The organism is Moraxella sp. HMSC061H09, from assembly GCF_001809255.1.
Lineage (GTDB): Bacteria > Pseudomonadota > Gammaproteobacteria > Pseudomonadales > Moraxellaceae > Moraxella > Moraxella catarrhalis.
Window position 1 is genome coordinate 49,265 of the sequence record NZ_KV796834.1, and the last position, 23,364, is coordinate 72,628.

15 protein-coding genes, 1 pseudogene, 1 CRISPR repeat array and 1 riboswitch are annotated in these 23,364 nt (G+C 42.1%); of the genes and pseudogenes, 11 read left to right on the top strand and 5 right to left on the bottom strand.

All coding sequences use genetic code 11. From position 1 onward, the window contains the following. On the bottom strand, positions 1 to 897 hold an 897-nt coding region (locus HMPREF2573_RS00740), incomplete at its 3' end, for a D-amino acid dehydrogenase (RefSeq protein ID WP_070472207.1). Positions 898 to 1,022: 125 nt separating this feature from the next. After that, positions 1,023 to 1,162, top strand: a riboswitch (TPP riboswitch). 76 nt (positions 1,163 to 1,238) lie between these two features. On the opposite strand from HMPREF2573_RS00740, the gene thiC reads away from it, so the two are divergent. Then, a complete protein-coding gene (gene thiC, locus HMPREF2573_RS00745) occupies positions 1,239 to 3,110 on the top strand; it encodes a phosphomethylpyrimidine synthase ThiC (RefSeq protein ID WP_070472210.1) in 1,872 nt (623 codons plus the stop codon). 116 nt (positions 3,111 to 3,226) lie between these two features. Beyond that, positions 3,227 to 5,068, top strand: a complete 1,842-nt coding sequence (locus HMPREF2573_RS00750; protein ID WP_003666717.1) for an ABC transporter ATP-binding protein — start codon at positions 3,227 to 3,229, stop codon at positions 5,066 to 5,068. Positions 5,069 to 5,249: 181 nt separating this feature from the next. On the opposite strand, the gene argH is transcribed toward HMPREF2573_RS00750, so the two are convergent. Further along, entirely contained in the window at positions 5,250 to 6,650 is a 1,401-nt protein-coding gene (argH, locus tag HMPREF2573_RS00755; RefSeq protein WP_070472213.1) for an argininosuccinate lyase, read from the bottom strand. 223 nt (positions 6,651 to 6,873) lie between these two features. On the opposite strand from argH, the gene hemC reads away from it, so the two are divergent. From hemC to rlmB, 3 genes are all read left to right on the top strand, one after another. After that, positions 6,874 to 7,839 (top strand): hydroxymethylbilane synthase, encoded by a 966-nt coding sequence (gene hemC / locus HMPREF2573_RS00760; RefSeq protein WP_003672286.1) that lies wholly within the window; start codon positions 6,874 to 6,876, stop codon positions 7,837 to 7,839. Beyond that, complete coding sequence (locus HMPREF2573_RS00765) at positions 7,836 to 8,594, top strand: uroporphyrinogen-III synthase (RefSeq protein WP_070472219.1); 759 nt, start codon at positions 7,836 to 7,838, stop codon at positions 8,592 to 8,594. Before hemC ends, HMPREF2573_RS00765 begins: the two co-directional genes overlap by 4 nt. A gap of 71 nt (positions 8,595 to 8,665) precedes the next feature. Then, complete coding sequence (rlmB, locus tag HMPREF2573_RS00770) at positions 8,666 to 9,538, top strand: 23S rRNA (guanosine(2251)-2'-O)-methyltransferase RlmB (protein ID WP_070472224.1); 873 nt, start codon at positions 8,666 to 8,668, stop codon at positions 9,536 to 9,538. Positions 9,539 to 9,603: 65 nt separating this feature from the next. Here rlmB and nqrM read toward each other — a convergent pair whose 3' ends face one another. From nqrM to grpE, 3 genes are all read right to left on the bottom strand, one after another. Continuing rightward, positions 9,604 to 9,861: a (Na+)-NQR maturation NqrM gene (gene nqrM / locus HMPREF2573_RS00775; RefSeq protein WP_003662198.1), complete on the bottom strand. Its 258-nt coding sequence runs from the start codon at positions 9,859 to 9,861 to the stop codon at positions 9,604 to 9,606. 153 nt (positions 9,862 to 10,014) lie between these two features. Then, complete coding sequence (gene dnaK, locus HMPREF2573_RS00780; protein WP_003667359.1) at positions 10,015 to 11,922, bottom strand: molecular chaperone DnaK; 1,908 nt, start codon at positions 11,920 to 11,922, stop codon at positions 10,015 to 10,017. A gap of 201 nt (positions 11,923 to 12,123) precedes the next feature. Then, complete coding sequence (gene grpE / locus HMPREF2573_RS00785; protein WP_003669034.1) at positions 12,124 to 12,645, bottom strand: nucleotide exchange factor GrpE; 522 nt, start codon at positions 12,643 to 12,645, stop codon at positions 12,124 to 12,126. Between the two features lie 113 nt (positions 12,646 to 12,758). Beyond that, positions 12,759 to 14,426: direct repeats of the CRISPR family, unit length 28 nt; unit sequence TTTCTAAGCGACCTGTGCGGTCGTGAAG. A gap of 310 nt (positions 14,427 to 14,736) precedes the next feature. Between grpE and cas1f the strand changes: the two are divergent. From cas1f to cas6f, 6 genes and pseudogenes are all read left to right on the top strand, one after another. Further along, a pseudogene (cas1f, locus tag HMPREF2573_RS00790) lies at positions 14,737 to 15,687 on the top strand (type I-F CRISPR-associated endonuclease Cas1f). A 1-nt stretch (position 15,688) separates the two neighbouring features. Next, the gene (gene cas3f, locus HMPREF2573_RS00795) at positions 15,689 to 19,102 is read left to right on the top strand and encodes a type I-F CRISPR-associated helicase Cas3f (protein WP_003670071.1); all 3,414 of its coding nucleotides are present in this window, start codon (positions 15,689 to 15,691) and stop codon (positions 19,100 to 19,102) included. A 167-nt stretch (positions 19,103 to 19,269) separates the two neighbouring features. Beyond that, a complete protein-coding gene (gene csy1, locus HMPREF2573_RS00800; protein ID WP_003667347.1) occupies positions 19,270 to 20,640 on the top strand; it encodes a type I-F CRISPR-associated protein Csy1 in 1,371 nt (456 codons plus the stop codon). Continuing rightward, entirely contained in the window at positions 20,637 to 21,572 is a 936-nt protein-coding gene (csy2, locus tag HMPREF2573_RS00805) for a type I-F CRISPR-associated protein Csy2 (RefSeq protein ID WP_003662185.1), read from the top strand. The genes csy1 and csy2 overlap by 4 nt, the downstream gene beginning before the upstream one ends. A 34-nt stretch (positions 21,573 to 21,606) precedes the next feature. After that, positions 21,607 to 22,614 (top strand): type I-F CRISPR-associated protein Csy3, encoded by a 1,008-nt coding sequence (gene csy3 / locus HMPREF2573_RS00810; RefSeq protein WP_003666005.1) that lies wholly within the window; start codon positions 21,607 to 21,609, stop codon positions 22,612 to 22,614. Further along, positions 22,611 to 23,201, top strand: coding sequence for a type I-F CRISPR-associated endoribonuclease Cas6/Csy4 (gene cas6f / locus HMPREF2573_RS00815; protein WP_003666007.1), 591 nt, complete (start codon positions 22,611 to 22,613; stop codon positions 23,199 to 23,201). Before csy3 ends, cas6f begins: the two co-directional genes overlap by 4 nt. Positions 23,202 to 23,364 lie beyond the last annotated feature (163 nt).

Genomic DNA, 23,364 nt, shown 5'->3' on the forward strand with positions numbered 1-23,364 from the left:
TTTATAGGTTTCATCAATGACGGTGGAAATGGGTGCACGGCTTTCATCAATAATAGGCACAGTCAATGAATATCCTTTAACTGGATATACGGGTAAATCAAGCCCCAGCGACTTTGCCATCGCCCGTGAATAACTGCCCAATGCAAGCACATAACTGTCTGCAGTGATGAGCTCACCGTCAGCGATGACGCCAGTAATGGTTTGGTTATTATGAGTGATTTTGTCAATTGTGGTATTAAAACGAAATTCAACGCCCATATCTTTGCAGATCTCAGCCAGTGCTTTGGTGAATAAATTACAGTCGCCAGTTTCGTCGTGCGGCAATCTTAGACCGCCCGTCAGCTGTGCGGCCGCATGAGCCAAAGCAGGTTCAGCTTGGCTGAGACTGTTTTTATCTAGTAGCTCATAATCCACGCCGCATTCTTTTAATACTTCAATGTCTTTGCCGACCTGATCAAGCTGTGCTTGGGTGCGAAATAGCTGAAGTGTGCCTTGGGTGCGATGTTCATAATCAATACCAGTATCAAGACGCAACTGACGAAAACAGTCTCGGCTGTACTCAGCCACCCGCATCATGCGTGATTTATTGATGGTATAGCGTTTATGGGTACAGTTTTTGAGCATTTGGGTCAGCCACGACATTTGAAAGCTTGACCCATCAGGGCGAATCGCTAATGGCGCATGTTTTTGAAATAGCCATTTAATCGCTTTTGTGGGAATTTGAGGGGCAGCCCATGGTGTTGAGTAGCCTGGTGAGATTTGCCCAGCATTACCAAAACTTGTCTCCTGGGCAACCGCGTGTTGACGCTCAATGACGGTCACTTGAACGCCTTTTTTGGCAAGATAATACGCCGTTGTGGTGCCGATGACGCCGCCACCCAAAACCAAAACTTTCATGCGATATTCCTAAGAGACAAAAATAATTATGCGTATATGATAACAGGCAGATGCGATGACTGACAAGCCAAAAACGCATATCATTAAAAATATTTATCCTCTTAAAATTATGCTATACTAATCTTTGTAACTTGACGGAGTACAGCCAAGCAGCTGTTGAGATTGTTTTACTGTGATATTATTGAATGTATTATCATAAAGTTATAAACAAATACCGTTGAACCTGAAGGTTAAGACCTGCGTAGGAATCAAGTGAATTAAAGATGTGTCATGAAATTAGCCCGTTTCATTGACAAGTTCTTTAAATGGCTTGATTGATAAAGCCAATTTAAGGACATGCCATGAGCCAACCGACCAACCCAGCTTTAAACCAAATCATTGCCCAACATGATGAAGATGCCAAAGATTTAACCCGAGTCTTGCCTGCTTCTAAAAAGGTGTATATCCAAGGGTCTCGCCCTGATATTGCCGTACCATTTCGTGAAATTAGCTTAACAGATACACCAACAGGGCTTGCCCAAGGTGGCCTTGAGAAAAATGAGCCAATTTTGGTTTATGATACCTCAGGTGTTTATACCGACCCTAATGTACAAATTGACCTAAATAAAGGTCTGCCTCATGTACGTCAAAACTGGATTCTTGAGCGTGATGATAGTGAAGAGCTTAGTGGATTAACCTCCCAATTTGGGCGTGAGCGTCTTAAAGATATTCGCACCCAAAACATTCGTTTTGCCCATATATCAAAACCACGCCGAGCTAAATTGGGTAAAAATATCACTCAAATGCACTATGCCAAGCAAGGTATCATTACCCCTGAAATGGAATACATCGCCATTCGTGAAAATCAGCGTCAGCGTGAAGGCATTGATATGCGTCAGCACCAAGGACAAAACTTTGGGGCAAATAATTTAATACAGATTACCCCAGAATTTGTCCGCTCTGAGGTTGCTGCAGGGCGTGCGATTATTCCTGCCAATATTAACCATCCAGAATGTGAGCCAATGATTATTGGGCGTAATTTTTTGGTAAAAATCAATGCCAATATTGGCAATTCTGCTTTAGGTTCTAGCATCGAAGAAGAGGTTGCTAAGATGACATGGGCGACCCGCTGGGGGGCAGATACCATCATGGACTTGTCGACGGGTAAAAATATCCACGAGACACGAGAATGGATTATCCGTAATTCACCTGTGCCGATTGGCACAGTGCCGATTTATCAGGCGTTAGAAAAAGTCGGTGGCGTAGCAGAAGATTTAACTTGGGAGATTTTTAAAGACACACTCATCGAGCAAGCTGAACAGGGCGTGGATTATTTTACCATTCATGCAGGCGTGCTACTTCGTTATGTACCTCTGACTGCCAATCGTTTGACAGGCATTGTCAGCCGTGGCGGCTCTATCATGGCACAATGGTGCTTAGCTCACCATCAAGAAAACTTTTTATACACACATTTTGATGAGATTTGTGAGATTATGAAAGCTTATGATGTGTCATTTAGTTTGGGTGATGGGCTAAGACCTGGCTGTATCCAAGATGCTAATGATGAAGCACAATTTGGTGAGCTGCACACACTGGGCGAGCTTACCCAAAGAGCATGGGCGCATGATGTTCAGGTCATGATTGAAGGGCCTGGGCATGTACCCATGCATATGATTAAACAAAACATGGATTTGCAATTGGATGTGTGTAAAGAAGCGCCATTTTATACGCTGGGACCTCTAACAACTGATATCGCACCTGGCTATGACCACATCACCAGTGCGATAGGGGCGGCGATGATTGGTTGGTATGGTACAGCAATGCTGTGCTATGTTACGCCAAAAGAGCATTTGGGTCTGCCTAATAAAAAAGATGTTAAAGATGGTATCATTACTTACAAAATCGCCGCCCACGCTGCTGATTTGGCAAAAGGACACCCTGGCGCCCAAGTGCGTGACAATGCCCTGTCTAAGGCTCGCTTTGAGTTTCGCTGGGAGGATCAGTTTAACTTATCGCTTGATCCAGATACGGCTCGCTCTATGCATGATGAGACCATGCCTAAAAAAGCCCATAAATCGGCACATTTTTGTTCTATGTGTGGCCCTAAATTTTGCTCCATGAAGATTACCCAAAATGTCCGTGATTATGCCAAAGGATTGGATGTGGAAAGAGGACTACAACAAATGAAAGAAAAATATAAAGAAGAAGGCAGTAAGCTGTATCACGAAGTATGATTTTACTTAATACTTTATATTTTGGGATATTTTTCAAGATGGCTTGTTGGATGGATGTTCGGCGAGCCATTAAATTCTGTTATAATGGATAATTGTATTCATAAAATTGGTAACTTATGTCGTTCTTTTCATATTTTGAAAAACGTTTAGAGTCTTTTCCTGATATTAGCCTGCCCACCCATACCCATTCGCTGGCTTCATTTATTTATGCCTGTACTTTGGGATATCGTGGTTGGCTTTTGTTGTTTACAGTATTAACAGCAATTGCAGGCATCTATTGGGCATATGTGTATGCGTGGATTGGGCAAATTGTTGACTGGCTTAGTGTGTATTCTCCCAGTGAATTTTGGACACAAAAAAAGTCAGATCTATTGATCATGCTGGCAATCAGTGCATTCATTCCGTTGGTGCTTTTGTTTGAAACAACCATTCACCATCAGGTGCTACAAGGAGTAGTACCAATGCGTTTACGCTGGATTTTTCATCAGCAAATGCTGGGCCAGTCGATGCAATTTTATCAAGATGAATTCTCTGGCCGTGTATCAGCCAAGGTGATGCAAACCGCTTTAGCGGTGCGTGATGTGGTCATGACGCTGATTGGTGTGTTTGTCTTTATTCTCACATTTTTGGTGGGAGCAGGGGCTGTTTTGACTGGGATTCACCCACTACTGACAGTGCCATTTGTATTTTGGATTTTAGCGGTTTCGGCTTTATTGGTATTTGTATTGCCACGCCTTCAGCGTACCAGTCGGATACAGGCGGATGCTCGTGCTTTGATGACAGGTCGAATTACCGATGCTTATGCTAATATCAACACAGTGAAGCTATTTAGCCATTCACACCGAGAATCTGGCTATGCCAAAGAAGCCATGAAACATTTTTTAGGCACAGTGCATGACCAGATGCGACTTGTCTCACTGCTTGAAATTTTGGTTTCTGTGATTGCTGTCTTGACGGTCTCAGGATCGGTTGCGATGAGCGTGTATTTGTGGATGTCTGGCGTGGTGGGCGCAGGTGCAGTTGCGGTTTCAGGGGCACTTGCTATTCGTTTGCAGGGTCTGACCCATTGGGTACTTTGGGAGACGGCGGGATTATTTGAATATCTAGGCACGGTTCAAGACGGTATGAAGACTTTAACCACGCCACATCATGTGGTAGATGACCCTAATGCCCAAGTGTTTCATGTGAAACAAGGACAGATTGATTTTAAGCAAGTTTCATTTAACTATGGTAAAAAAGACCAAAGCCAACCATTGCTTGATGATTTTAGTTTATCCATCAAGGCAGGCGAAAAAGTCGGATTGGTAGGTCGCTCAGGGGCAGGTAAGTCCACGCTGGTTAATTTGCTTTTGCGATTTTATGATATTGATGGCGGTCAAATTTACATTGACCAGCAAGATATTAAGACCATCACCCAAGAATCTTTGCGTCAAAATATCGGCATGGTTACCCAAGATACTTCGCTACTACATCGTACAGTGCGTGAAAATATCGCTTATGGTCGTCCTGATGCCACCGATGATGAGATTATCGCAGCTGCTAAAGCAGCTCACGCATGGGATTTTATCCAGACTTTAAAAGATAAATTTGGCAATACAGGGCTTGATACACAGGTTGGCGAGCGTGGTGTCAAACTATCAGGTGGTCAACGCCAGCGTATCGCTATCGCTCGTGTGATGCTTAAAAATGCACCAATTTTATTGCTTGATGAAGCGACCAGTGCGTTAGATAGTGAAGTTGAACATGCCATCACCCAAAGCCTTGATGATATGATGGCAGGCAAAACTGTCATCGCCATCGCCCATCGGTTATCAACGATCGCCTCGATGGATAAGCTTGTGGTGATGGATCGGGGTCATATCGTAGAAATGGGCAGTCATGATGAGCTGATTGCCAAAAATGGCGTGTATGCATCGCTTTGGGCACGCCAAAGTGGTGGGTTTTTGGCCGACCATTAAATTATCCTAGTAAAATGCCCAAAAACATGACTGAGTTATGTTTTTGGGCATTTTAGCGGCTTATTTTTAAAGGATAAGGCAGGATACTTAATTTGTCCAAATATGTTGTAAATGATATTTGATAAAATTTATTGATATTAATAAATTCTTGTCATTTATCATTCGTAGACCGTGGATTGGTTTAGGCGGTTTTGGGATTGATAATTCGTTCACGACCCCGTTTAATTGCTGATAATACTTGATTTGGTGCAGTACCGCCAATGTGATTGCGTGCAGTTAGTGAACCTTCTAAAGTTAGGCAATCAAAGACATCACATTCTATCAGTGGGCTAAAACTTTGAAGTTCATCTAATGAAAGCTCACTAAGATCCACGCCTTTTGAGACACCAAGCCCAACCGCTTTACCCACCACCTCATGTGCATCACGAAATGGTAAGCCTTTTTTGACCAAATAGTCTGCTAGATCAGTTGCTGTGGCATATCCTTTCATGGTCGCTGCACGCATATTGCCCACATTTGGGATGATATTTGGCAACATATCAGCAAAGGCAAGCAGGCTACCAGTTAAGGTGTCCACGCAGTCAAACAGTGGCTCTTTATCCTCTTGGTTATCTTTGTTATAAGCCAGTGGCTGATTTTTCATGAGTGTCAGCAAAGTGGTGAGCTGCCCAAAGACACGCGCTGCCTTGCCACGCACCAATTCTGGTACATCAGGGTTTTTCTTTTGGGGCATGATGGATGAACCTGTGCAAAATCGATCAGGAATATGAATAAAGCCAAACTGTGCACTCATCCACAAGATCAGCTCTTCGCTCATGCGTGATAAATGCATCATTAAGATAGACGCATTGGCAGTAAATTCAATGGCAAAATCACGGTCAGACACCGCATCTAGTGAGTTTTGGCAAATGCCCTCAAAGCCGAGCAGGCGTGCGGTGATGGTGCGATCAATTGGATAGGTGGTACCTGCCAAAGCAGCCGAACCTAGCGGCATTTGATTAATTCGGTGGCGTGTATCTACAAAGCGTTCGCTGTCACGCACAAGCATTTCAAACCATGCCATGACATGATGCCCAAAGCTGACAGGCTGAGCGGTCTGAAGATGGGTAAAGCCGGGCATGATGGTCTTAGTGTGGTTGGCTGCCAAATCCAAAAGTCCACTTTGTAGTTTGGCAAGCAGCACCAGAATATTATCCGTCTCATCACGCAGCCATAGGCGAATGTCTGTAGCAACTTGGTCATTGCGACTGCGACCAGTGTGCAATTTTTTACCGACATCACCGATAAGTGTCGTCAAGCGGCTTTCGATATTCATATGCACATCCTCAAGCACTACCGACCACTGAAACTTACCGTCATCAATCTCGGCTTGAATTTGGGTAAGACCGTTAATGATTTGACAAGATTCATCTTGGGTGATGATGCCACACATACCCAGCATGGTGGCGTGGGCGATAGAGCCTTGAATATCTTGGCGTGCCATCCGCTTATCAAAATTGACCGATGCGGTAAATTCTGCGACAAAACTGTCCGTCGCCTCTGAAAAACGACCGCCCCACATGCTTGAAGTTTGTTCGCTCATGCTAATTCCTTGTATGACTTTAAATGATAAAATGTCTCCAAAGTATAGCATAATTTTAGGCGGTATATGATGGTACTTTATCTAAATTTTATAACATAATTAATAAAAATAACTAATTAATAATAATTGGTATAAAGATGATGAACAAATCCATGGTAGATGTTGGTATTTGATCGCCAAATTTCTTATAATAGATTAAATTTATCAAAAATTTGGATCGCATATGACCATACGCACCCTAACCATTGCCACACGCCAAAGCCCATTGGCACTGTGGCAGGCGAATTTTATCAAAGCAAAACTTGAACAGCTTTACCCATCTTTGTCAGTTGAGCTGCTTGAGATGGTGACAAAAGGTGATAAGATTTTGGATACACCACTTGCCAAAATTGGTGGTAAGGGGCTGTTTGTCAAGGAGCTTGAACAGGCTTTGTATGATAAGCGTGCTGATATTGCAGTGCATTCACTCAAAGATGTACCGATGGTACTACCTGAGGGGCTGATGCTTGGGGCTTATTGTGAGCGTCATGCACCGACAGATGCTTTTGTGTCGAATCGTTTTGAGCATTTGGATGATTTGCCCACAGGGGCAGTTCTTGGTACATCCAGTTTACGCCGTGAGTGTCAGCTGCGTCAGGCACGACCTGATTTGGACATCAAAAGTTTGCGTGGCAATGTCGGCACTCGGTTGGGTAAGCTTGATGCAGGAGAATATGACGCCATTATCTTGGCGACAAGTGGTCTTGAGCGGTTGGGTTTACATAAGCGGATTCGTCATGAGCTTGATGATGAACTGTCTTTACCTGCGGTGGGTCAAGGGGCGCTTGCCATCGAGTGCCGCAGCGATGATGAAGCAATTAAGCTGTTGTTATCTCCGCTTAATCACCCCAAGACACGCCTGTGTGTGTTGGCTGAGCGTGCTATGAATCGTGCCCTTGAAGGCGGTTGCCAAGTACCGATTGCAGGCTTTGCTGTGATTGAAGATGGTATGTTGACTCTGCGTGGACGAGTCGGCTCAGTGGACGGTAAGACCTTATTAAAAGCACAACAGTCACACAAGCTTATGGGTGAAATCCAACTGGATGAACAAGCAGCCGAACAACTTGGGATAGATGTCGCACATGAGTTACTCATGCAAGGTGCGGATGATATTTTAAAACAAGTTTATCAAAATGCCCTTAATTCATGATGTCAACTTTACTCATTAACACCCGACCCAAGCACCGTGGGCAAGCCATTCGTCAAATGACGGGTATGCCAGTCATCGATCTGCCGCTGTTAGACATCCAGACGCTGCCCATGACAGAGACCAAAGCATCGATGATGCGTGCATGGCTTGATCATGACTATGATGTGCTTGTGGTGACCAGCGTTGAGTCAGCACGGCGAGCACTTGAATATTTAGATAAGTTGCATGGTGGCCATCATTGGCAATCCAAGTTGCCTAATGCACCCATTGTTGCTGTTGGTTTGGCAACTGCCAAAGTATTGACTGATCGTGGGCTGTCTGTTGTTTTACCTAGGGTTACTAATAACGAGGGTATGCTGGCAATGACTGAGATTCGGTCGCTGATATCAGGCAGTCGGGTTTTGATTTGGCGGGGTGCTGGTGGGCGTAAGCTGTTACATGAGACATTAAAAGCACGAGGCGTTCAGATTGATGTCATTCGTTGGTATGAGCGATTTATTCCCATGGATTTGATGGATAATTTTCAGAAAAATTTAAAAATAATCAACGAAAAAGCTGATGTCTTTGTCATTATTAGTAGCGAAATGGCCTATCAAGCATGGCGGAGGTTGCTGCATCATAGACAGTATCACTATTTGGCACTGGGTGAGCGGCTTAAGAATATCATCCATGCTTATGAGCCTGATGTGATGGTTGATGAGCTTGTGACGCTTGAGCCTACTGAAATTTACCAAGTAATTCACCAAAATTTCTGACTCTAAAATAAACTAAGCCATGCTAAGCCTACTGGCATGATGATCAATTTTAATCACTCAAAGATAATATCATGAAAAAACGCAGTCAAAAAACAGATAATCAAAGCTTTAAATCTTCTTCTAAAGAAAAACTGAACAAACCACATCACCAAGCCAAGCCAGCCAAGCCCAAAAATCCGTACTTTTATGGCATTCATGCTGTTAGTATGTTGATTAAACGCCGTCCTGAAGAGGTGCTTGGTTTATTTATTCAGTTGCGTGACGATGGGCAGATGAGTTCAGAGCATCAGCTGATTGTTCAGTCTGCCAAGCATTTTGGTATCAGTATCCAAAATGCTCACCGTGAGCGATTGACCGAGCTTTGTGGCAGTCAGCAACATCAAGGCGTGGTTGCTCTGGCACGCATCGCACCGATGGCAGATGAGACGATTCTGGATAATTTGCTTATGCAAGATGATGTGCTGTTTTTGGTACTCGATCAGATTACAGATGCTCATAATCTAGGTGCCTGCTTGCGTACCGCTTGTGCGATGGGTGTGGATGCAGTTATTCTTCCTCGACACCAGTCAGCACCGATAACACCGACTGTGGCTAAGGTTTCCGTTGGGGCTTCTGAGGTCATCCCTGTGATATCGGTAACCAATTTGGCTCGAACACTAGAAAAAATGAAAAAATCAGGTGTATTTATTTTTGGAACGGCACTTGATAAGTCTGCTAAGCCAGCATTTGAATGTGATTTTGGGGGTAAGGTTGCCATCATCATGGGTTCAGAAGGTGATGGCATGCGTCGATTAACTCAAACGATGTGTGATACTTTGGTATATATTCCTATGGCAGAAGTTTTGGATCGTCCTCAAAGCCTCAATGTCAGTGTTGCCACAGGAATGGTGTTATATGAGGTGATGCGTCAAAGACGAGGGTTTGGGCAAATGCCGCTTGTTTAATTCTTATCATCTTTGCCCATAAAATCAGTCAAATGATGATATATTTGACTGATTTTATTTGATTTTTAAGCTTGTTTGGCAATCTTGCTTAATTTATTGCGAGCGGTATCGTCAATCTTGTCGATATTACTTTCGCATTTATTGGGGTCATTGCCACAAAATTGGCAATGTTCATCACCCATTAAGGTCGCCACACCGCCACAAGATCCCTTAAGTGGCTTTTTTTTGACAAAATAGCCAACACCCATAAATAAGAAAAATAAAATAAAAATCCCAAAGGTGACAAAAAAGATGGGAATAAATTGATTTAAAATGTCGCTCATGGCTTCTCCGTGTAGTGAAGTAGCAGATTTATTAGATAAGATAGTATAACACTTTATCAGCACCCCAATGTAATGATTTTAGGGTTTTTATGTTGCCAATTCAATAAAAATAGCCCATCATGAATGGGCTATTTTGGTGAAGTCAACAAGTGATTACTTGTCTTTGACTTCGGTGAATTCAGCGTCAACGACACCATCATCAGCGGGTTTTGCTTGTTCTTGTTGTGGCTCAGCACCTTGAGCACCTGCATCAGCGTAGATTTTTTGGCTGATTGGCAAGAACGCATTATCTAAAGCTTCAAGTTTAGCTTTGATGTCATCAGCATCATCTTCTTTGGCAGCAGCTTCAAGTGCACTGATGGCAGATTCAACAGCAGTAGTCTCTTCAGTTGTAACTTTATCACCAGCTTCTTTTAGTGCTTTTTGGACAGCATGAATACGACCATCTGCTTCATTACGAGCATTTGCAAGGTTAGCAAACTTCTCATCTTCGGCAGCATTTGCCTCAGCGGTGCGAATCATCTCTTCAATTTCAGATTCTGATAGACCAGAGTCTGCTTTAATCTGAATAGATTGTGATTTACCTGTGCCTTTATCTTTAGCACTGATATTCATGATACCATCAGCGTTGATATCAAAAGTAACCTCAATTTGTGGTACACCACGAGGTGCAGGTGGAATATCCGTTAAGTCAAAGTTACCCAACAGTTTATTTTGGTTGGCGATTTTACGCTCACCTTGATAAACTTGGATTGATACCGCTGGTTGATTATCTGCTGCTGTTGAGAATACCTGTGATTTTTTGGTGGGAATCATGGTGTTTTTCTCAATGATTGGTGTCATCACACCGCCCATCGTTTCGATACCTAGAGTTAATGGCGTCACATCAAGTAGCAGAACATCTTTTTTATCACCAGACAGTACCGCACCTTGGATAGCAGCACCCATGGCAACTGCTTCATCTGGGTTGACATCTTTACGAGGTTCTTTACCAAAAAATTCTTGAACTTTTTGTTGAACCAGTGGCATACGAGTTTGACCACCAACCAAAATCACATCATCAATATCGCTTGCTGATAAGCCAGCATCTTCAAGAGCAGTTTTGCAAGGGATAATTGTGCGAGCAACCATATCCTCAGTCAAGCTTTCAAGCTTAGCACGGCTGATGGTAACCACCAAGTGCTTTGGACCTGAGCTATCTGCAGTAATGTAAGGCAAGTTTACTTCCGTTGATTGGCTGCTTGATAGCTCAATTTTGGCTTTTTCGGCAGCTTCTTTTAGACGCTGCATTGCCAAAGGGTCGCCTTTTAAGTTAACATCTTGTTCTTTTTTAAACTCTTCAACCAAATAATCAATCAATGCTAAGTCAAAATCTTCGCCGCCCAAGTGGGTATCGCCATTGGTTGCTAAAACTTCAAATTGCTGATCGCCATCGACATCGGCAATCTCGATGATTGATACATCAAATGTACCACCACCCAAATCATAAACTGCCACAGTTTTATCACCACCTTTTTTATCCATACCGTATGCCAAAGCGGCTGCAGTTGGTTCGTTGATGATGCGTTTGACATCCAGACCTGCAATTTTACCTGCATCTTTGGTTGCTTGACGCTGGGCATCATTAAAATAGGCAGGTACAGTAACGACAGCTTCGGTTACAGCTTCGCCAAGATAGTCTTCGGCGGTTTTTTTCATTTTGCGTAAAACTTCAGCACTGATCTGTGGCGGTGCTTGTTTTTTATCATTGACCTCAACCCAAGCATCGCCATTATCTGCTTTGACAATTTTAAAAGGTACAAGTGAGATGTCTTTTTGGACTTCTTTATCTTCAAAACGACGACCGATTAGGCGTTTGATTGCAAATAAAGTATTTTTTGGGTTGGTGACCGCTTGACGCTTAGCCGCTTGACCGACCAAAGTTTCACCATCTTTAAATGCCACAATCGATGGTGTGGTGCGTGCACCTTCTGCGTTTTCAATTACTTTGACTTTATCACCTTCAAGTACTGCCACACATGAATTGGTTGTACCTAGGTCAATACCAATAACTTTAGCCATAATTTACTCCAGATTTAAAATTATTTTAATGTTGAAATTATTGATGCTTAGTTAAGCTTTAAAATTTAATTTAAAATACTACCAAGCTTGGGTGTTATATTTGTTTTATTTTTGGCTTTTCAAGGGGATTATTCAACTTTTTTCAAAAAATTTATTTTATTTAACTGATTGAAATTGTTCAATAAATACCCAAGATTTGACTTAAGCCCCTACCATTACCATCGCAGGTCTTAAGGTGCGTTCGTTGAGAATGTAGCCTTTTTGAAGCACCTGACCGATGATATCTTTCTCGGCTTCTGGGAAAATACCCACCGCTTCATGAATCTCTGGATTGAATGTATCACCGACATTACCCACGGCCACGACGCCATTTTTTTCAAGAACGCTAAGCAGTACTTTATGTGTTAGGCGAATACCTTCAAGTGATGCGTCATCTGCACCTGTCTCTTCAGCATCTTTAATGGCACGCTCTAGGTTGTCAACCACCTCCAAAAGCTCTTTGGCAAACTTTTGTAGTGCAAATTTTTTGGCTTTGTCGGTTTCTTGTTCCATGCGGCGTTGGGCGTTATAGCTTTCGGCATTGGCACGCGCAGCAGTCTCTTTGGCTTCTTTGACTTCATTTTCTAGCGCTTGGATTTGGCTATGAAGTGCTTCGACTTGCTCGGTTGTCGTCTCAGCCATAATCTCTTCCATAGTGGTTTGTTCGGTGGTTTGCTCGGTCATAAATTGCCCCAAAAAAGTTAATATAAATTCCCCATCTTCATAATGGTTAAGGATAAAATTTTCAAGGGATTGGCACAAAAATTTTAAATAATCAGCGTAGCCATAGAACAAAATTTCTAAGCGACCTGTGTGGTCGTGAAGAACAGAACAATTGGTGAGCGGATTAATCGCTTTTTCTAAGCGACCTGTGCGGTCGTGAAGAATGTGCGTGTGTGGGCGGCTGGGCGGTGCTATTTCTAAGCGACCTGTGTGGTCGTGAAGAAAGTGCAGTCAGGCGGTGTGGTGTCAGGCATTTTCTAAGCGACCTGTGCGGTCGTGAAGGTTAGCGTCTGTCAGCGTGCGTGTTTCATTGCTTTCTAAGCGACCTGTGCGGTCGTGAAGGAGAAAAATGGATTTTCGTTGCCAACTGGAGATTTCTAAGCGACCTGTGCGGTCGTGAAGTTGATAAGGTTTTGGTCTCTATGTGCAAAGATTTTCTAAGCGACCTGTGCGGTCGTGAAGAGCCGACCATGCAATGCTTTCACATTCAGCACTTTCTAAGCGACCTGTGCGGTCGTGAAGTTAAAACTATGAACAATCAATTATTTAAAGTATTTCTAAGCGACCTGTGCGGTCGTGAAGGAGAAAAATGGATTTTCGTTGCCAACTGGAGATTTCTAAGCGACCTGTGCGGTCGTGAAGGCAAAATTGGCACGATTGAAAGCAACATCAGCTTTCTAAGCGACCTGTGCGGTCGTGAAGTGGATAAGCTAGGCAATACAAGCGATTGGACATTTCTAAGCGACCTGTGCGGTTTCTAAGCGACCTGTGCGGTCGTGAAGAAAGTCGCATTGATAAGATCAAGCTAGAGCGTTTTCTAAGCGACCTGTGCGGTCGTGAAGTTCATTGAGCATTTGGATGGCGTAGATTTTAATTTCTAAGCGACCTGTGCGGTCGTGAAGAACCACCAATTTCTCGCTCACCGTAAAGTATGTTTCTAAGCGACCTGTGCGGTCGTGAAGAATTAGTAATATCACCAATCGCATGTCTGTGTTTTCTAAGCGACCTGTGCGGTCGTGAAGAAGAGCAAGCGCTGTCAAGACGCATCAGAACATTTCTAAGCAACCTGTGCGGTCGTGAAGTTACCAATAAGCCAACGACTTTAGCGGGCTATTTTCTAAGCGACCTGTGCGGTCGTGAAGGCGATATGCTGTACCGTTCGATATCAAGACTGTTTCTAAGCGACCTGTGCGGTCGTGAAGCCCCCAACATCCGAGGCGGTAGTATCAGCATTTTTCTAAGCGACCTGTGCGGTCGTGAAGGCTCAATTTTTGGAGAGGCAAACACGAAATACTTTCTAAGCGACCTGTGCGGTCGTGAAGTTGGTGCGTGCAGTTCTACGCAGGTCATGAAATTTCTAAGCGACCTGTGCGGTCGTGAAGAATTTTTTTCCAGCGTTACCGCCTGTACCTTTTTTCTAAGCGACCTGTGCGGTCGTGAAGCTTAAAGCAATGTTTGGCATTGGTGAAAAAACTTTCTAAGCGACCTGTGCGGTCGTGAAGTGTAGTTGGTTGATTGAGTTTTATGGTTGGCTTTTCTAAGCGACCTGTGCGGTCGTGAAGTTGAGCGTGGCAAGGGCAACTTTTATTTTGAATTTCTAAGCGACCTGTGCGGTCGTGAAGACGGAGATTGAAGAATGATGAAAAAATACTCATTTCTAAGCGACCTGTGCGGTCGTGAAGAATAGATGCCAGCAGTAATCAGATAAGGACAATTTCTAAGCGACCTGTGCGGTCGTGAAGAGTTAGTATAAACCAAAATAATAAGAAATAACAAGTCATTATGATAAAATTTGTCAAAAACCCAATCAAAAATCTTCATGTTATAACTTATTGAAAATATTCAAGTTTTTAAATAGTAAAAAAATAAAGGGTCAATCAGTTATTTTTCCATCTTCTGGTTGGGTTATCTTAAAACATTTTAATCGCTAAATACAATTAAAAAATGATTGGTATAAATTTATTTTTAGTTTATAATCCAATAAAATCATATTAAATGATGTTGAAAATTGTTAGGATAAAATTGAATTATTAAACATGGATTTGTGTCATCATGAGTACGCTCAAACCTGCCGACCTAAAAGCAATTTTACACTCCAAACGGGCGAATTTATTTTATCTTGAGCATTGCTGAGTCATGCAAAAAGATGGGCGTATCTTGTACCTGACCGAAACGAAATACCAAAACCACTATTATAATATTCCGATCGCCAACACGACGGTCATTTTACTTGGCACAGGCACTTCTATTACACAAGCAGCGATGCGTCTGCTTACTGGTGCTGGCGTGTTGGTTGGCTTTTGTGGGGGCGGTGCGACGCCATTATTTTCAGGGGTAGAAATACAGTGGCTTAGTCCACAAAATGAATATCGCCCGACCGAATATGTCCAAGGCTGGCTGTCTTTTTGGTTTGATGATAAAAAACGGCTCACGATTGCCAAAGTGTTTCAAAAACAACGCCTAGAATTTACCCAAAAAGTTTGGTTAAAAGACAAGCAGCTACAAGAAGCAGGATTTGATATCACAGACTATGATGTCGTACAACTACATACCGCATTTACAAATAAAATTGAGCAAGTAGACAGCGTTGGTGATCTTTTGTTGGCTGAAGCATTGATGACCAAGCGGTTGTATCACTATGCAAAAACCAAGTGTGCATTATCGTTTGAGCGGGATTTTCATGCAAGTGATGATGCCAATCGTTTTTTGAATCATGGTAATTATTTGGCGTATGGTTTAGGAGCTTGTACTTTGTGGGTGCTTGGCATTCCGCATGGGTTTGCGGTGATGCATGGTAAGACACGGCGTGGGGCGCTTGTTTTTGATGTGGCAGATTTAGTAAAAGATGCCATTGTTCTGCCGTGGTCATTTGTTTGTGCGAAACAAAATTTTACAGAACAAGAATTTCGCCAAAAAATCTTACAAAAATTCACCGAGTATAAGGCACTGGATTTTATGTTTAGTCAAGTCAAATTGGCGTCGCAGTATTTTAAAGGCGTATAAAATGATTGTGACCTTTATTTCCCAATGTGAAAAAAAGGCACTGCAACGCACACGCCTTGTGTTAGATGCGTTTGCCAATCGCATCGGTCATAATACTTGGCAGACCGTCATTACCGAAGATGGGCTTGTCATGGTCAAAAAACTGCTTGCACGTACCGCAAGCAAAAATACCGCCATCAGCTGTTACCGCTTTCACACACGCAAACACAGCGAGCTGTTGTGGATTGTGGGTAATCGCCATAAATTTAATGAATATGGCTGGGTGCCAGTGAACCAAACACGCCGTAATATTTTGCACAGTGAATGGCAAAATGATTGGTACTATATCAGTGCCATCCAAATCATCGCAACTTTGGCAGCACTGCTACATGATTTGGGCAAATCTACGCTTGGTTTTCAGCATAAGCTAAAACATGGCAGCACCCAAGGCGATCCTTATCGCCACGAATGGATTTCGCTGAAAATTTTGCTTTGGCTGATCCAAGATTGTCAAACTGATTCTCAGTGGTTAGAACGCTTTGGACGCATTGATGAGTGGCTAAAGACCCAAAAATTATCAGCGTTAAATGATTATTTAAAACCTTGTAATTTGGATCATGCCGATTTATCCAAATTGCCGCCACTTGGGCAGTGGGTGGCTTGGCTTGTTGTTAGCCATCATCGTTTGCCACCTTTGGTCAATGTATTTTTAAAGGAACAAGAACGCATAAGTTTTCAAACAAATGCCTCAACCTTAAAATTATATTTTGAACGCCCGCTAACTAAGATTTATGCAGATTTCACCGCCAACGACCATTGGGTAAAAAATCCCAGAACCTTTGAAACAGCTCATAAAGCCAATAAAAAATTGGTTGATTTTTGGCAATTTGATCAGTGTGTGATCGACAGTAACGCTTGGCAAAGTCGCATAAAGCGTTGGGCAAACAAAGCCATAAAAGACCCAACTTTACAAGCACTGTCTGCACAAGATAAGCCGATTGATAATGCCATTTTACTGTATTTATCACGGCTGTGTTTAATGGTCGGTGACCATAACTACTCTTCATTAAAAGATGGCGACCATCGCCGTGTTGCCACAAAATCCTCTTTAAATTTACTTGCCAATACCAACCGTAAAACAAAACAACCTAAGCAATTTTTAGATGAGCATTTGCTGGGTGTTGCTTCCTTTACGGCACATTTTGCTCGCTATTTACCGATTATCGGTGAGCAATTACCGACATTGCTGTCGCATCGCCCATTAAGCAAAAATACCAATATTGAGCGATTTGTTTGGCAAAATTATGCCTTTAACATAGCCAAAAGTGTGCAGGCTGATAGTGATGTGCATGGCTTTTTTGGGGTTAATATGGCATCTACTGGCTGTGGCAAGACCATTGGTAATGCTCGCATTATGTATGGCTTATCAGATGAGAAAAAAGGGGCAAGATTCACCATTGCGTTAGGGCTGCGTGTATTGACTTTGCAAACAGGCCTAAGTTTGCGTCAGGATTTACAGTTAAGTGATGAGGTCTTGGCGATTTTGGTGGGTGGCGGCGGTATTCGGCAGTTATTTGAAATCGGTGAACAACACAAAAACCAAGATGACTCAAGTACAGCTTGGGGCAGTGAATCAGCAGAGGCGTTGGTAGATGGCTTTGTCGATTTTGCGTCTGAGTATCATGCTGCCCATCTTGAGCTGGCTAAGCTGAATATTGATACTTTATTGGCTGATAATAAAGCCAAAGATTTACTATTTTCTCCGATAGTCACTTGTACCATTGATCATCTGATTGGGGCGAGTGAATGTAAGCGAGGCGGTGGCTATATCACACCAATGCTTCGGCTGCTTAGTAGCGATTTGATTTTAGATGAACCTGATGAATTTGATCATAATGACTTGCCTGCATTAGCACGTCTGGTACATTTGGCAGGCATGTTTGGTTCAAAGGTGTTGCTGTCATCAGCAACGCTACCGCCTGATTTGGTTGCTGGCTTATTTGAAAGTTATTTAGCTGGACGCAAATTGTTCAATCAAAGCCAAAATAAACCTGCACCACAAACCGTCTGTGCGTGGTTTGATGAACAAAAACATGGCAGTATGGTGATATCTTGTGATAAGGTGGAGACCTTTAGGCAACAGCAGCAAATTTTTATCAAAAAACGCATCAGCTTTTTACAGCAGCAGCCCATCCGCCGTAAAGCTGAAATTCTGCCTGTCGGCATGGCTTATCATCAAGATAAAAAAGCTGAATTTTATAGCACATTGGCACAAAATATCATTGATGGTGCTGTTCGGTTGCATCATTGTTATCATACTGTTGATAAAAAAACGGGCAAAAGTGCCAGCATTGGCTTGGTGCGGATTGCAAATATCAAACAGCTAACACGCATTGCGTTTTATCTGCAACATGCTCAAGTCAACCAAAATACACATATCCATGTGGTGTGCTATCACGCACGACAGCTTTTGATTTTGCGAAATCGCTTGGAGCGTCGCTTAGATAAAGTATTAAAACGCAGTGAGCATGACGAACAGCTGCTTTTTACTCATGATGACATTGTGCAGCAGATGACCAAAAGTCAGGCTAAGCAGCATATTTTTATGGTATTGGCAACACCTGTGGCAGAGGTGGGGCGTGATCATGATTATGATTGGGCGATTGTTGAGCCAAGTTCAATGCGATCAATCATTCAGTTGGCTGGTCGAGTATGGCGACATCGCCCAAATAAACAGGTGTTTGATAGCAATATCTTGATACTCAATAAAAATATTCGTGCATTACAAAATCACCATGGACCTGTATTTACCAAACCTGGCTTTGAAACCAAAAAATATAAGCTTACAGAACATGACATGACCGCCTTAATGAGCGATAATCATCTAAGCCAAATTGATGCTCGCCCACGCATTTGGACAGATACTATCAAAGATAGACCCGAAAGCTTGGAGCAATTGGAACATACTTTGATGCATGATTTATTTGGGGCAAATAAAACCAATTATATCAATGCCTATTGGCGAGAAGCGGGAGCATCTAATCGGATACATACTCATTTGCAGCAAGTGTCGCCATTTCGGCACAGCATACAGCAAGATGAAGCGTGGGTGCTGATTCCCAACCAAATCGTAGATGGTCAGGGTGATGGATTTAGGGTATATGCCATGGAGGATATTAATCAAAATGGTTTATCACATGCCAATCTGCACAACCATTATATTCAAATGATGGATTTTGATTATCATCACGCACAAATTAGCACTTGGCTGGTCTGTGATGTGTACGATGAAATTAGGCGGTTACAGACACATTTGATGGTGCGTAATTTATCCCATGTGGCAATACAATTTAGCAAAGTAATGCTAGATAGTCGGCAATCTCAATGGTATTTTTCACCCTTTTTAGGTATGATGTCAGAGCGACTTGACTGCTAGCCACACCAAGCGACCTGTGCGGTTGTTATTGGTGCCTTAAGACATTGCTTTTTCAGCGGTTTATACCAAAAAAATGGCGATGTTAACTTTTCGTTAAGATTTATGGTTAATTTTTTAAATATAGCTTAATCCATCGTATTCATAGATAAATAAAGGAAGTTTTCATCATGACAACAAACGACCTTGCCAAAACTGCAGTCAGTCGATTTTTACAAAATCAAATTGCAATCAAATCAGAAAAATTACAAAAACAGCTTACCAAAGCTCAAGAAGATGGTGATGTAACGACAATTGGTCAACTTCAATCACAGATTCAAGAAATTGAGCAAAGATTCAAGAAAAGTGTTTGGCTTGATTTGGCGGCAAATAGGTGGACACAATGGATGACATTTGGCACACATATCTCTAAAGGCATTCATCTTAGTGCCAGAGGTGATAATGTTAATTTTGTTTTTAATAGACAGCTGCCCAATACTTTAATAGGCACGCACAGCCTTACCGATCCAGTACTAGATGCCAGTGGTCATGCAGCGGCACTGCCTTTGGCGACATTCTTTGATTTTGATGTGGCAGATGGTCTTAAAATACGAGATTTAATTCTTCAAAATCATGCTGGCTTTATCAGCTCTTTATCTGATGATGAGCGTATGGCGGCAAATTATCATAGTGCTTTTAAAAAAGCCCTGCAAAATAACACGGATAACCCAAGCACACATGAGCTCAATAAACAGCTACTTTGGCATATCAATGCCGACACCGCTTGCCAGCTTAATGAGCTGGACTATATCAATATTATCCCATTATATCCATCAGTATTGACTCATGGGGTTTATTTAAAAATTAATCAATTAAGATATTCTGATGATAATAAAAAAGCCTTAGAGAACCGCTTTAAATCCAATGCACTGCATATATCTTATGTCAGTATGCCAAATTTGGCAATCGTACAATTGGGCGGCTCAAAACCGCAAAATATCAGCCAGCTCACAAGCCGACAAGGCGGGCGTAACTATTTATTGCCCTCATTGCCGCCCAAAATAAGCCAAGACCGTGAATTTTCTTTATCTAAATTTTGTGAAAACTTTTTTGAGAGTAAAACTTTAAAATACCATATTCAAGATGATTTTAATTATGTGGTTCAAGTTGTTAAAGATACCAGAAATACAATCGATGTGCGAGATAAACGCAAAGATGCCATAGACCGCTTATTGCATACGATTTTTGGCATTGCCCATGTATTACAAAATAAACCAGCAGGCTGGTCAAAGACTTATGCACTGCCACTTGCCCAAAAAATATGGCTAGATCCTTATCGTGCTGATTTAGACGGTGAGGCCAAGTTTGCTGACGAAAAAACCAAGCAGGAATGGCAAAAAATCATTTTACAAGATTTTGCGTCTTGGTTTAATCAGCAGTTGCGTAGCACGGTCAAAGAGCTAAAATTTGATTTTGCAGATGCAGAATATAATGAGTGGCAACGAGAAATTGAAGAGATGCAAAAATTTTATGAACGCTTGGGCAAGGGGGTGTTTTTATGAACGATAAAGTTAGGGTAGGGTGTGTATATTTTCACAAAATGGTGATTTATGATGCCAATACAATTTCTAGCCCTTTGACCTATGGTTTGCCTGCACTAACAGGATTTACAGGCGCATTTCATGCCTTATCACGCACCTTAATGGCAGATGAGCGATTTGCTGATTTGGCATTAGGTGGTGTGCTACTGGCTTGTTATGAATGCACGCCCAAAACTTATCGAGCGGGCAGATATCATGACCATACTTTTAATCAAACTCGTAATCCACTCAAAAAAGATGGTAAGACAGCCCCAATTGTGGAGGAGGGTAAGTGTAATTTGGTGATGAGTTTTGCTGTGGAGGTATTAGCGTCTGATTTGCTTTCAGAAAAACGCAGTCAAGAGCTGACCCAATTTTTATCACAAGCCATTTTTAGGCAGCGTATTGCTGGTGGTAGTGTGATGAATATTGCCAAAACCCATCCTGTGCGGTATTTTGGTTTTGAAAGTATGCATCAGATAGTACCACTTTTAATGCCTGCATTTGTTTTGATGGATGCCAGTTCTGAATTTAGCGAATTGATTGATAAAGCCCAAAGTACCGATCCAAAAGCCACACCGCTTGATGTACTGCTTGATGTGTGTACACTACACCATCTGCCAAAGCTGGATTTAGATGGTAATACCAAATGGCACACCAAATCCATCAAAACAGGACATGGCTGGATTGTACCTATGCCAATGGGCTATCAGGCAATTAGCGAACAATTTGAGGCCGGTAAAATGGACAATGTGCGTAATCCTGAGTATCCAAGCCAGTATGTAGAAGTGGTTTACGGTTTGGGCAAATGGGTGTATCCACATCATCTAAAGGACAATATTGAAACAGCCTTTTGGCGACAACACTATGATGAAACAGGTTTGTATCTGCTGACACAAAACGAGTTATCATAATTTTAATCTTAATACAATGAAATGGAGTGATCTGATGAGTAAATTAACAACAGCAACTGTCTTGGCTTTTGAACGCAATTTGGATATTTCTGATGGTTTTATGGCACAAAAAAACAGCCAAAATGAAAACAGTGGGATTGTTCCTGTGCGTATTCAAGAAAAGTCTATCCGTGGCACAATCAGTAATCGTTTAAAAAATACCATTACAAATGACCCAGCTAAGCTTGATGCTGAAATTGAAAAAGCCAATTTACAAAAAGTAGATTCAGCATCTTTATTAGAAGACAATGATACTTTGATTGTGTCATGGACATGCAAAGTGCTACCATTTGACGGCAAACCTAATGTCTGTAATGACCCAAATTATCAAGCCAAATTATTACAAACGGTGCAAGGCTACCTACAAGAGCATGGCGTAAAGACGCTGGCACATCGCTATGCAACCAATATCGCTAATGCCCGCTGGCTATGGCGTAACCGTATCGGTTCTGAAAAAATTACGGTCAATGTGACATGCAAACTGGCAGATCAGCAGCAGACTTTAACTTTTGACGCCAAAAGCATTTCTATTCACAATTTTGATACACAAAACCCAGAGCTTATGACTTTGGCTAACTGGATTGAGCAAGGCTTAACCAATCAATCATTTATTATTTTAAATATCACAGCAGAAGCGGTGGTTGGCTATGGTCAAGAAGTGTATCCATCACAAGAATTGATTTTGGATACGGGCAAAACTAAGAGCAAGGTTTTGTATCATATTAATGACAAAGCAGGCATTCATTCTCAAAAAATCGGTAATGCCATTCGTACCATTGATACTTGGTATCCAGAAGCTCAGTTTCCGATTGCAGTTGAGCCATATGGACAGGTAACCACGATGGGTACGGCATTTCGTCAGCCCAGACAAAAGCAGGATTTTTATTCCTTATTTGATGGCTGGGTATTAAAAGATAACAAGCCGAGCGTGGAAAATCAGCACTATGTCATGGCGGTCTTGGTTCGTGGTGGTGTTTTTGGTGCAAGTGGAAAAGAATCATGAAATTTTATCAAGAAATTACCTTAATTCCCCAAGCGGATATTTCCCCACATGCGGTGTGGAGTAAGCTCTACACCCAGTTACATCTTGCCTTTGTTGAGCAAAAAGATGAGCAAGATAAAACGATTTATGGTGTATCATTCCCACAATATCGCACCATTGCTGATAAAAAAATTGCCTATTTGGGCTGTAAGCTGCGAGTATTTGCACCGACTGAGCAGGCATTATCTGCCCTTAATTTGGATAAACAGCTTGAGCATTTGGCGGACTATATCCATATCAGCAGTATTCGCTCCGTGCCAGATGATATCAAAGGATATGCAAATTATTATCGTGCCATTCCCAAAATGACACTTGATGAGCGTATCACACATCAAGCCAAACGGCATGGCGTGCCTTATCATAAAGCGGCAGAGCGTTTTGAGAATTATAAAGAGCAATCATTGGTATACCCCCATATCCAATTAACCAGCAAAAGTAATCATCGGTCTTATCCTTTGCACATTGGTAAACAGGCAGCGGAGGTTCTCACTGATGGTAGATTTGGCACTTATGGCCTTAGTCGTACAAGTAGTGTGCCTGAGTTTTAATCATCAGATGTTAAGGTTTGTATGGTAGCTTTTATCCAACGCTTTCAAAGATTTGTTTTGACACAGTGATATCAAATCAATGATTGAGCAGGTTTTGGTAAATCCTTAGCCAATTTGGGTCAATATTTGTTATAATCAGTTCAACCAAATTTTTTACTTAATA